Below are 10,971 nucleotides of genomic sequence, written 5' to 3'. Positions count from 1 at the left end.
GCGGTTGTAGCTCAGTTGGTTAGAGTACCGGCCTGTCACGCCGGGGGTCGCGGGTTCGAGCCCCGTCAACCGCGCCACTTCTCCTTAAAAGTCGTTGCGTTCCCTGTGGACACAGTTTTGCTTTTCTGGACAATCGGTCCCGGCAGGTAGCACGCAGTCGGGGTTTTCGATGGTCAGCTTGAACCGCGTCGTCATGGTTCGGCAAAGCAAGAAATGGATAGGGAGTCTGGGGCCTGAGGCGCTGGATTGCGCCGAAATTTCGGGAAAATGGGGAACGCAGTTCGGGTTTCGCAGCCATACCCAGATCTGGCATCGTCAGCACGATATCTGCAAAGGCCCGCTGATGGATGAGCGCGCGGAGGTTCGGCAATTCGATCTGATACTGGCCAACCAGGTCTGGGAACATCTTGACCGGCCCTATGAAGCCACTCTGAACGTGCTCGAAATGCTGCGGCCGGGAGGGTGGTTTTGGTTGGCCGTGCCGTTCTTCATCCCATTCCATGCCGCACCGCACGACTGTTCGCGTTGGTCGGCGCGGGGATTGCGCAACCTGCTGACCGAATGTGGCTTTGATCCGGAAAGTATACAGGCCGCGCAATGGGGCAACCGTCAGGCGGCTTTGCGCAACCTCGAACCGGTCTGGCCGCCCGTCTATGACCCTGAAACCGACAGTCTGGAAAACGACCCGGATTTTCCGATCTGTGCCTGGGCCATGGCGCGAAAGCCCGAAGACGGGTGACCCAAGCGGAGAAAATCTGCTCGTTCACACTTTGTTCTAACTTTTCGGTTGGAGACTCAGCGTCGCTCGCCTATCTCTAGGACACTTGTGTGTTGGGGGCCTGGATGGCTGAGCTGAAGAATATCGAGGTGCGCGGCGCGCGCGAGCACAACCTGAAAAACATCGACGTGGACATTCCGCGCGATCAGCTGGTTGTCGTCACGGGGCTGTCCGGTTCAGGCAAGTCGTCCTTGGCGTTCGACACGATCTATGCCGAGGGCCAGCGCCGCTATGTCGAAAGCCTGTCGGCCTATGCGCGCCAGTTTCTGGACATGATGGAAAAGCCCGATGTGGATCACATCAGCGGCCTGTCCCCAGCGATCTCGATCGAGCAGAAGACCACGTCGAAGAACCCGCGGTCGACCGTGGGAACGGTGACCGAGATCTATGATTATCTGCGCCTGCTGTTCGCGCGCGCAGGCACGCCCTACAGCCCCGCCACCGGTTTGCCGATCGAAGCCCAGCAGGTTCAGGACATGGTCGATCGGATCATGGCGATGGAGGAGGGCACCCGAGGCTATCTGCTGGCGCCCATCGTTCGCGACCGCAAGGGTGAGTACAAGAAAGAGTTTCTGGAACTGCGCAAGCAGGGGTTCCAGCGCGTCAAGGTCGATGGCCAGTTCTACGAACTGGACGAGCCGCCGACGCTGGACAAGAAGTTCCGCCATGACATCGACGTGGTCGTTGACAGGATCGTCGTGCGCGAGGGGATGGAGACCCGCCTGGCCGACAGCCTGCGCACCGCGCTGGACCTGGCCGATGGCATCGCGATACTGGAGACCGCCCCGCGCGAGGGCGAGCCCGAGCGCATCACGTTCTCCGAGAACTTTGCCTGTCCGGTCAGTGGGTTCACCATCCCCGAGATCGAACCGCGCCTGTTTTCGTTCAACGCGCCTTTTGGGGCTTGCCCGGATTGCGACGGGCTGGGGGTCGAGCTGTTTTTCGACGAACGGCTTGTGGTGCCCGATCAAACGCTGAAACTGTATGACGGTGCGCTGGCCCCGTGGCGCAAGGGTAAGTCGCCCTATTTCCTGCAGACGATCGAGGCGATCGCGCGCCACTATGAGTTCGACAAGAACACGCCGTGGAAGGACCTTCCGGCGCATGTGCAGCAGGTGTTTCTGCATGGCTCGGGCGATGATGAAATCCAGTTCCGCTATGACGAAGGCGGACGGGTCTATCAGGTGACCCGCAGCTTTGAAGGCGTGATCCCGAACATGGAGCGCCGCTATCGCGAAACCGACAGCGCGTGGATCCGCGAGGAATTCGAGCGGTATCAGAACAACCGTCCCTGCCACACCTGCGAGGGTTATCGACTGCGACCCGAGGCGTTGGCCGTCAAGATCGCAGGGCTGCATGTTGGCCAGGTGGTCGAGATGTCGATCAAAGAGGCTCTGGCCTGGGTAGAGGACGCGCCGAACCACCTGAGCGCCCAGAAGAACGAGATCGCCCGCGCGATTCTCAAAGAGATCCGCGAGCGGCTGGGATTTCTGAATAACGTAGGTTTGGAATACCTTACGCTGTCTCGTTCAAGTGGCACCCTGTCAGGCGGCGAAAGCCAGCGCATCCGGCTGGCCAGCCAGATCGGCTCGGGCCTGACCGGCGTGCTTTACGTGCTGGACGAACCCTCGATCGGGCTGCACCAGCGCGACAATGACCGCCTTTTGGGCACGCTGAAGAACCTGCGCGATCAGGGCAATACCGTGATCGTCGTCGAACATGACGAGGAAGCCATCCGCGAAGCCGACTATGTGTTCGACATCGGCCCCGGTGCCGGCGTACATGGCGGGCAGGTGGTCAGCCACGGTACGCCCGAGCAGATCGCAGCGGATGCGGCCTCGATCACGGGGCAGTATCTGTCGGGGGTGCGGGAAATTCCGGTGCCCGCCGAGCGGCGCAAAGGGAACAAGAAAAAGGTAACGGTTGTAAAGGCTTCGGGCAACAACCTCAAAGACGTGACGGCCGAGTTTCCGCTGGGCAAGTTCGTCTGCGTGACCGGGGTGTCCGGCGGCGGCAAGTCGACCCTGACGATCGAGACGCTGTTCAGGACCGCCTCGATGCGTCTGAACGGCGCGCGTCAGACGCCTGCGCCCTGCGAAACGATCAAGGGGCTGGAACATCTGGACAAGGTGATCGACATCGACCAGCGGCCCATCGGGCGCACGCCGCGATCGAACCCGGCCACCTATACCGGCGCCTTCACCCCGATCCGCGACTGGTTCGCCGGTCTGCCCGAGGCCAAGGCGAGGGGATACAAGCCCGGGCGGTTCAGTTTCAACGTCAAGGGCGGGCGCTGCGAGGCCTGCCAAGGCGACGGGGTCATCAAGATCGAGATGCATTTCCTGCCCGACGTCTATGTCACCTGCGAGACCTGCAAGGGCGCGCGCTACAACCGCGAGACGCTCGAGATCAAGTTCAAGGGAAAGTCCATCGCCGACGTTCTGGACATGACGGTTGAGGACGCGCAGGAGTTCTTCAAGGCCGTACCTTCGATCCGCGACAAGATGGATGCGCTGGCTCGGGTCGGGCTGGGCTATATCAAGGTCGGCCAGCAGGCCACGACCCTGTCAGGCGGCGAGGCGCAGCGGGTCAAGCTTTCGAAAGAACTGGCTAAACGTTCGACGGGCCGGACCTTGTACATCCTCGATGAGCCTACCACCGGCCTGCATTTCGAAGATGTGCGCAAGCTGTTGGAAGTGCTGCATGAATTGGTCGACCAAGGCAACACGGTCGTGGTGATCGAACACAATCTGGACGTGGTGAAAACCGCCGACTGGATCATCGACATCGGCCCCGAGGGTGGTGATGGCGGTGGCGAGATCGTTGCCGTGGGCACCCCGGAAGAGGTCGCCGAATGTGAGCGCAGCCACACCGGGCGATACCTCAAGCCGATGCTGAACCCCGAACGCGTGGCGGCCGAGTAGGCTGCCTTCGCTTCAATACAGAATATCCGCCACCGCGCCGATCAGGTTCAGCACTTTGCGCGTGTCGGGGTCGATGCTGTAGACGTAGTCGCCCGCGCGAACGTAGTTGCCGCCGCGTTTCAGACCATAGCGGTACGGATCGTCGATCCAGACATAGTCGCGATCAATCCGGTCGCCGACCTTGTACCAGTTCTTGACTTGGCCGGGCGGGACGCAGGGCACGGCCTTCTTGGCCAACCCGGGCGGGCAGTTGGCAACGGATTTTGCGCCTTTCTGCGGGGCCACGCGCTCGACCGAGAACGTGTCCTTGTTCTTTCCCTTGCCTTTGCCGTTGTCAGCCAGCGTCGAGACCGGGGTCAGTGACAGGCCGGCAAGCAGTGCAATATTCAACAGTGTCTTCATGGGCGGTTCCCCTCGGTTCGTCGCGCCGTCATGCCGCTTTTCCCAGTATTTTGGAATGCCCGCCAGAAGTGCAAGCCCTGGGCGGCGAAATGCCGCCCAAGCTCAGCTGCGGCCGCGCTTTTCGAACCGGGGCAGCATGGCCGAGAAATCCATGCCCTTGCCGTCTTCGGATTCGACGAACTGTTCGTACAGTGCAGTGGCGATCTGGCCCATCGGCGTGTCCGCATCGGCGCTTTCGGCGGCCTGCTGGCTGAGCCGCAGATCCTTGAGCATCAGCTCGGCAGCGAAACCGGGCTTGTAGCCGTTGTCGGCAGGTGACTGCGGCCCGACACCGGGGGCGGGGCAATAGGCATTCATGCTCCAGCTGTAGCCAGACGAAGTGCTGACCACGTCGAACATCTTCTGCCGGTCCAGGCCCAGCTTGTCGGCCAAGGCAAAGGCCTCGCAAGTGGCGATCATGGTGACGCCCAAGATCATGTTGTTGCAGATCTTGGCGGCCTGACCGGCGCCCGCCGCGCCGCAATGCACCGCCTTCTGGCCCATGATCTCGAACAGCGGGGCCGCCTTGGCAAAGGCCGCGTCCGAGCCACCGGCCATGAAGGTCAGCGTGCCTGCGGCCGCGCCACCGATTCCGCCCGAAACGGGCGCGTCCACGGCCAGAAGCCCGGCCTGTTCGGCCTGGTTCGCCACGGCGCGGGCGCTGTCCACATCGACGGTCGAGCAGTCGATGAACACCGCGCCTTTTTCCATGTGTGGAATGATCTGATCGGCCACCGCGCGCAGGATGTCGCCATTGGGCAGCATGGTGATGACCGCCTCGGCCCCGCGGACAGCATCAATGGCCGTTTCAGCCTTGGTCACGCCCTCGACCGACACGCCCGCGGTGTCGAACCCGGTCACGTCGTGACCGGCCTTGGCCAGATTGGCCGCCATCGGCGCGCCCATGTTGCCCAGGCCAATGAATCCGATCTTCATGTTTCACTCCTCCTCGAATGTCAGCGTGTCCGCGCCGAGCGGCGTCAGCATCCGTGATACCGCCGCGGCCGGTACGTTCATGTCCGCAAACTGCCATTTCGGGTTGCGGTCCTTGTCGATGATCTGCGCCCGGATACCTTCGAGAAAGTCGCCATGCTCCATCGACCGGAAGGTAAAGCGGTATTCCAGCTCCAGCGCCTTGCGCATGGTCAGGGCCGGGCCGCGCAGGCGGTGCAGCATCTCGATCGTGCAGGCCATGGACAGCGGCGAATTGCGGCCCATCGCCTCGAGCGCGCCGCGCGTGAATTCGGTGTTGCCATTGCGCAGGTCGGTCAGCACGTCGCCCAGGGTTTCACCCCCGAAGAAACGGTCGATGTCGTCCTGCGGCAAGGTGCGGTCTGGGGCAGGGGCGGCGTGTTCGGTCAGCAGGTCGGCCTGGCCCGAGGCTTCGAGCATCTCGATCAAGTCGGGCCATTGGTCCTGCGGGATGAAGTGGTCGGCGAAACCGGCATAGATGGCGTCACCCGGACCTATGCGCGCGCCGGTGACGCCCAGATATTCGCCCAGCCGCCCTGGCGCCAGCGCCAGCAGCAGCGACCCGCCCACATCCGGCACCAGCCCGATCGAGCACTCGGGCATCGCGATCTTCGAGCTTTCGCCGACGATCCGGTGCGTGCCGTGACAGCCGATGCCCACGCCGCCGCCCATCGTAAAGCCCTGCAGGAAGCTGACCACGGGCTTGGGATATTCAAAGATCATCGCGTTCAGGCGGTATTCATCGCGCCAGAACTTCTGCCCATAGGCATAGTCGCCCTTGGTGCCCGTTGTGTACAACTCGGCAATATCACCGCCCGCGCAAAATGCCTTTTCGCCCTCGGCATCAAGGATGACCAGATCGACCTCGTCATCCTCGCGCCAATTGCGCAGGGCGGTGTCGATGGCCATGCACATCTCGTAGCTCAGCGCATTCAGGGCCTTGGGCCGGGTCAGGGTGATCCGGCCGGCGCGGCCCGTGGTGCGGATGTCGATATCGGACATGGAAACCTCAGCGATGGGCGAGCAGTTGGCGGGCAACGATCACGCGCATGATCTCGTTCGTGCCTTCCAGAATTTGATGCACTCGCAGATCGCGCACAAGCTTTTCGATGCCGTAATCGGCCAAATAGCCGTAGCCGCCATGCAACTGCAGGCACTGATCGACCACTTTCGATCCTGTCTCGGTCACGAATTTCTTGGCCATCGCGCAGAACTTGGTGGCGTCGGGCGCGCCCTGATCCAGCTTCCAGGCCGCCTGACGCAGGAAGGTGCGGGCGGCCTGCAGCTCGATCTCCATGTCGGCCAGCCGGAATTGCAGGGCCTGGAACTGGTCGATGGTCTGGCCGAAGGCCTTGCGTTCGGACATGTACTGCAGCGTCATGTCCAGCCCCGCCTGTGCCGCGCCCAGCGAGCATGAGGCGATGTTCAGGCGCCCGCCGTCCAAGCCCATCATCGCGTATTTGAACCCGTCGCCCTCGGTCCCCACGAGGTTTTCGGCCGGGATCTTGCAGTCGTCGAACTGGACCTGCGCGGTGGGCTGGCTTTTCCAGCCCATCTTTTGTTCCAGCGCCCCAAAGCTGAGGCCCGGTGTGCCGTCCTCAACATAAACCGTCGAGATTCCCTTGGGTCCGTCGCCGCCTGTGCGCACCATGCAGACATAGGCATCGGAATAGCCGCCGCCCGAGATGAAGGCCTTGGTGCCGTTCAGCGTATAACCGTCGTTGGTGCGCTCGGCCCGTGTCTTGAGCGCCGCCGCGTCCGAGCCCGAGCCCGGTTCGGTCAGGCAATAGCTGAGCACCGTGTTCAGGCTGAGAACGTCGGGCATGATGCGCGATTTCAATTCATCGCTTGCAAAGCTGTCCAGCATCTTGGCGCACATGTTGTGGATCGACAGAAAGGCCGCGACCGAGGGGCAGGCCATCGACAGCGCCTCGAACACCAACGTGGCGTCAAGACGGGTCAGGCCCGAGCCGCCGCATTCTTCGGACACGTAGAGCCCTCCAAAGCCCAGTTCGCCGACCTTGGGCCACAGATCCTTGGGTATGGTGCCCTCGGCCTCCCACTGACGGGCGAAAGGTGCGATCTGTTCTTGCCCGAACGCGTAGGCCATATCGAAAATGGCCGTCTGTTCCTCGGTCAGCGCGAAATCCATGGCCGGTCTCCCCCTTGTGGCGACGTGAATTGAACGACTGTTTATTTATTGCGCAATCCTTACAGAAATTTTTCACGCGGAGCAAACCCCGTGATGCATGTGCGGTGGATTTGGGTGATTGCCAAAAGGCGGTTATGCTGAGCTATTCGTTTTAGTGATTGATCGGAGTTGTGGATGTCGAATTACAAGATGGCCGTGGTAGCGATACACGGAATGGGCAGCCAGTCGGTCGGGCCGAACCAGCCGTCCTCGGTGCCGACGTTTTCGAGCGACTTGCACGACCGGGTGGGGCTGCAGTTGGGGCAGGACATGAGCAAAGTTGCCTGGCACGAGGTGATCTGGGCGCAAATCCTGCAGGGGCGGCAGATGGACTATCTGAACAGCATAAGCCCCTATACTGGCTATGACCGCACGCGCCGTTTCGTTGTATGCAACCTGTCTGACGCGGCATCCTATCGCCCGACCCCCGACGGCAGCGACAAAACCTATGCCGCAATCCATGAACGAGTTGCGCAGGTGATACGCATCGTCCGGTTTCAGATCGGCGAGCGTGCCCCCATCCTGATCGTCGCCCATTCCCTGGGTGGGCATATCATGTCGAACTACATCTATGACCTTCAGCGCCATCTGCGCCACGGTGGATTGCCGCAGCACGGTGTTCCGGTGGAAGACATGCAGACAGTGGCCGGGCTGGTCACGTTTGGCTGCAACATCCCGATCTTTCTGTTCGCCTATCCCGAACAGGACATCACGCCGATCCAACGCCCCAACCAGGAATTGCCATTGACCCTGCAATTCCATAACTGGTGGCAGAACTATTATGACAAGCACGACGTTCTTGGCTTCCCCCTTGGACCGATCGCGCCCAGCTATGGGCAGCTTGTCGGAACGGGGGAGATCACCGACCAGGCAATCCGGGTCGGGAATATCTTCACCGGATGGAATCCGTTTTCGCACAATGGGTATTGGAAAGCCCGCAGCCTGTACGAGCCCGTGGCCGACCGGATCAGACAGATCCTCAATGCGGTGTGAGAGTCAGAGATCAGCGTGGAATTCGTCAATCAGGTGCCGGACCACCGCCTGGCCCGGATCGTCGCCATTGGCCAGCGCTTCGGCGTGAACGCGACGCTGTCGCGTGGCTGAGGTGCCGCTCTCGGCGATCTGACGCAAACGGGCCAACTCGGCCATGGTGCCCAATGCTTCGGCATCTTCGGCCAACATGCCCATCAACTCGCCCATCAGGTCGGGCATCGGCTTGATCGAGCGGTCTCCGAAGTCGATAAGCCCTTCACCCACACCGTAGCGCTGCGCTCGCCAACGGTTTTCGCCGATCAGGAACCGATCATATTGCCGCCAGCGCAGGTTGCGGTCTTTCAGACGGCAGAGCATTCGGTTCAATGCCTGTACCATGGCCGCCAGCGACAGCGCGTGTTCCATGCGAGGCTGCACATCCATGATCCGCGTCTCGAGAGTCGGATAGCTGTGCGACGGTCGGAGGTCCCACCAGATTTTCGAGGTATCCTCGATTACACCCAATTCGACCAGGACACCGGTGGTGCGCTCGTATTCGGACCAACTGCCAAAAATGGGGGGCAGGCCGGTGCGGGGCAGGTTGTCGAACACCGTGAGGCGATAGGAAGACAGCCCGGTATCCTGTCCGTTCCAGAATGGTGAGGAGGTTGAAAGCGCCAGCAGATGCGGCAGGAAATAGCTGAGCTGTGGCAGGATATCGGCGCGCTGCGCGGGATCGTCTACACCGACATGCACGTGCATGCCGCAGATCAGCATCCGGCGGGCCACGCCGCCGAGGGCATGTTGCAGGTTGTCATAGCGTTCCTTGCGCGTATGATGCTGGTCTTTCCAATCTGCAAACGGGTGGCAGGACACGGCGATCGGTGCCATGTTGTGCTCGGCGGCGCGCTTGGCGACACCGGACCGCAGCCGCCTGAGGTCCTCTCGTGCGGATTTGACCGTGGTATGCGGGCGGGTTCCAACCTCGATCTGGCATTGCAGGAATTCCGGGCTGACCTGGCCCTCAAAGTCCGCCTGGCAGGACTTCATCAATGCCTCGGGCGCCTGCGCCAGTTGCAAGCTGTCGCGATCGACAAGCAGGTATTCCTCTTCGATGCCGATCGTGAAATCCTGCTGCATGTGCGGGCCTCCCGTTCCCTCTTCAGATTCAGTGAATACGGAATCCGCTCTTTTGCCAAGGCTTTGGCGCCATCGACCTTGCGCTGACCCGGGTGCCGACGGTAAGCACCGCAGAAGCCAGACAGATAATCGGAGCCGTGTGTCGTGAAACCCAGGAAATTCCCGAAGCTAAATGCGTTCTTGGACAGGTTCGGCACACGGTTGATCGACAAGGCCCCCGAGAGGGATGAGCGGGCACGGCTTGAAGCATTCGAGCGGGCAGGCGGCCTGACCCGACCTGCCTATGCCCTGTCACCCGGGATGGAAGGGTTCGATATTGCCGAACTGGTCGCCGAGTATACGGTCCATGCAGAAGCACTGGCTGCTTTGAAGGATCCTGAGCGGAACCAGACCGGCTACCGGATCGGAAACGGGTACTACGACAGTCCGGACGCCGATGCTCTGTACTTGATGATCCGACGGTTCAAGCCGAAACGCGTCGTCGAGGTCGGATGTGGAAACTCCACCCGAGTGACCCGGCAGGCCGTTCTTGATGGTGGCTTGGAAACCCGGATCACGGCGGTTGACCCGTATCCGCGCGCAGACATCGCGCATGTGGTTGATCAATTCGAACAGAAACGACTGGAAGAGGTCGACGCATCCGTGTTCGATCAGCTCGAGGCCGGAGACGTTCTGTTCATCGATTCGAGCCATGTCGTGCGCATGAGCAATGACGTAGCGCATCTGTTCTGCCGCATCATCCCGAACCTGAAACCAGGCGTCGTGATCCATGTCCACGATGTTTTTTTGCCCTATGAATACCCCAAGCGGTTTTTCTATGACTGCCCGGGTTGGGGCGAGCAGTATATGCTGCACGCGTTGCTGCAATCTGGTTCGTTTTCAATGCTTTGGCCCGGTTACTACCTTCAGCAGGCGCGTCCCGATGCCGTCGAAGCCTTGCCCTTTCTGACAGAAGGCCGAGCGCAGAGTATCTGGGTTCAGAAACGATAAAGCTGAAGTTTTTCGTGATCCGCTTTTCGAAAGCGCGCGTACCCCTTTCCATATCACGCTGGAGAGGAGACTAAACATGTTCCGTCGTACATTCATGGGTGCCGCAGCCGCCGTCGCACTCGCACTGCCGATGAAAGCCCAAGCTGCAGACATCGTGGACACCGCCGTTTCGGCCGGGTCGTTCAACACGCTGGTTGCCGCTGTTCAGGCCGCCGGTCTGGTGGACACGCTGAAGGGCAAAGGCCCCTACACTGTATTCGCGCCCACCGATGAAGCTTTTGCCGCTCTGCCCGAAGGCACGGTTGAGACGCTGCTGATGCCCGAAAACAAGGATCAATTGGTCGCCATCCTGACCTATCACGTTGTGCCAGCAAAAGTGATGTCGGGTGACATTGCCGGTAAGCGCGCCAAGGTCCTGACAGTCCAGGGCGAGCGTCTGAGCGTGAATGCCAAGAATGGCGTCAAGGTCGATGGAGCGAATGTCGTTCAGGCCGACATCGAGGCCAGCAACGGGGTCATCCACGTCGTCGACACGGTTCTGATCCCCGAGTAATCAAGCCACT

At 61.1% G+C, this 10,971-nt stretch carries 10 protein-coding genes and 1 tRNA gene; 6 read left to right on the top strand and 5 right to left on the bottom strand.

The genetic code is table 11. From position 1 onward, the window contains the following. The 3 genes from AC2FNL_RS16180 (at position 1) to uvrA (ending at position 3,702) form a co-directional block, all read left to right on the top strand. A tRNA-Asp gene (locus AC2FNL_RS16180) sits at positions 1-77 on the top strand. A 92-nt stretch (positions 78-169) separates the two neighbouring features. Next, positions 170-739 carry a methyltransferase domain-containing protein gene (locus AC2FNL_RS16175; protein ID WP_170368387.1) on the top strand — a complete coding sequence of 190 codons (570 nt, stop codon included), beginning with the start codon at positions 170-172 and terminating at the stop codon, positions 737-739. A 104-nt stretch (positions 740-843) separates the two neighbouring features. Beyond that, the gene (uvrA, locus tag AC2FNL_RS16170) at positions 844-3,702 is read left to right on the top strand and encodes an excinuclease ABC subunit UvrA (protein WP_496834305.1); all 2,859 of its coding nucleotides are present in this window, start codon (positions 844-846) and stop codon (positions 3,700-3,702) included. A 12-nt stretch (positions 3,703-3,714) separates the two neighbouring features. Here the strand turns inward: uvrA and AC2FNL_RS16165 are convergent, their stop codons facing one another. The 4 genes from AC2FNL_RS16165 to AC2FNL_RS16150 form a co-directional block, all read right to left on the bottom strand. Continuing rightward, positions 3,715-4,104 (bottom strand): hypothetical protein, encoded by a 390-nt coding sequence (locus AC2FNL_RS16165; RefSeq protein WP_170338803.1) that lies wholly within the window; start codon positions 4,102-4,104, stop codon positions 3,715-3,717. Between the two features lie 102 nt (positions 4,105-4,206). After that, positions 4,207-5,079 (bottom strand): 3-hydroxyisobutyrate dehydrogenase, encoded by an 873-nt coding sequence (gene mmsB / locus AC2FNL_RS16160; RefSeq protein WP_170338801.1) that lies wholly within the window; start codon positions 5,077-5,079, stop codon positions 4,207-4,209. A gap of 3 nt (positions 5,080-5,082) precedes the next feature. Beyond that, the gene (locus tag AC2FNL_RS16155; protein WP_170586529.1) at positions 5,083-6,117 is read right to left on the bottom strand and encodes an enoyl-CoA hydratase/isomerase family protein; all 1,035 of its coding nucleotides are present in this window, start codon (positions 6,115-6,117) and stop codon (positions 5,083-5,085) included. 7 nt (positions 6,118-6,124) lie between these two features. Beyond that, positions 6,125-7,267 (bottom strand): acyl-CoA dehydrogenase family protein, encoded by a 1,143-nt coding sequence (locus tag AC2FNL_RS16150; RefSeq protein ID WP_496834302.1) that lies wholly within the window; start codon positions 7,265-7,267, stop codon positions 6,125-6,127. A gap of 174 nt (positions 7,268-7,441) precedes the next feature. Here AC2FNL_RS16150 and AC2FNL_RS16145 point away from each other — a divergent pair, with 174 nt between their 5' ends. Next, positions 7,442-8,299 (top strand): hypothetical protein, encoded by an 858-nt coding sequence (locus AC2FNL_RS16145; protein WP_496834301.1) that lies wholly within the window; start codon positions 7,442-7,444, stop codon positions 8,297-8,299. 3 nt (positions 8,300-8,302) lie between these two features. On the opposite strand, the gene AC2FNL_RS16140 is transcribed toward AC2FNL_RS16145, so the two are convergent. Beyond that, a complete protein-coding gene (locus AC2FNL_RS16140; protein ID WP_496834299.1) occupies positions 8,303-9,418 on the bottom strand; it encodes a carboxylate-amine ligase in 1,116 nt (371 codons plus the stop codon). A 144-nt stretch (positions 9,419-9,562) separates the two neighbouring features. Between AC2FNL_RS16140 and AC2FNL_RS16135 the strand changes: the two genes are divergently transcribed. Then, positions 9,563-10,408: a class I SAM-dependent methyltransferase gene (locus tag AC2FNL_RS16135; RefSeq protein WP_496834298.1), complete on the top strand. Its 846-nt coding sequence runs from the start codon at positions 9,563-9,565 to the stop codon at positions 10,406-10,408. A 76-nt stretch (positions 10,409-10,484) separates the two neighbouring features. Next, positions 10,485-10,961, top strand: a complete 477-nt coding sequence (locus tag AC2FNL_RS16130) for a fasciclin domain-containing protein (RefSeq protein ID WP_170338788.1) — start codon at positions 10,485-10,487, stop codon at positions 10,959-10,961. Positions 10,962-10,971: the final 10 nt, after the last annotated feature.

Source organism: Ruegeria sp. CRTD044 (assembly GCF_059613485.1).
Note: the sequence above shows the minus strand (reverse complement) of the source record. Positions and strands in the feature narration are given on the sequence as shown.

Coding starts and splice junctions, on each gene's coding strand:
- AC2FNL_RS16140 (WP_496834299.1), bottom strand. CDS start 9,418: ATGCAGCAGGATTTCACGATCGGCATCGAAGAGGAATACCTGCTTGTC.
- AC2FNL_RS16165 (WP_170338803.1), bottom strand. CDS start 4,104: ATGAAGACACTGTTGAATATTGCACTGCTTGCCGGCCTGTCACTGACC.
- uvrA (WP_496834305.1), top strand. CDS start 844: ATGGCTGAGCTGAAGAATATCGAGGTGCGCGGCGCGCGCGAGCACAAC.
- AC2FNL_RS16175 (WP_170368387.1), top strand. CDS start 170: ATGGTCAGCTTGAACCGCGTCGTCATGGTTCGGCAAAGCAAGAAATGG.
- AC2FNL_RS16150 (WP_496834302.1), bottom strand. CDS start 7,267: ATGGATTTCGCGCTGACCGAGGAACAGACGGCCATTTTCGATATGGCC.
- AC2FNL_RS16130 (WP_170338788.1), top strand. CDS start 10,485: ATGTTCCGTCGTACATTCATGGGTGCCGCAGCCGCCGTCGCACTCGCA.
- AC2FNL_RS16145 (WP_496834301.1), top strand. CDS start 7,442: ATGTCGAATTACAAGATGGCCGTGGTAGCGATACACGGAATGGGCAGC.
- mmsB (WP_170338801.1), bottom strand. CDS start 5,079: ATGAAGATCGGATTCATTGGCCTGGGCAACATGGGCGCGCCGATGGCG.
- AC2FNL_RS16155 (WP_170586529.1), bottom strand. CDS start 6,117: ATGTCCGATATCGACATCCGCACCACGGGCCGCGCCGGCCGGATCACC.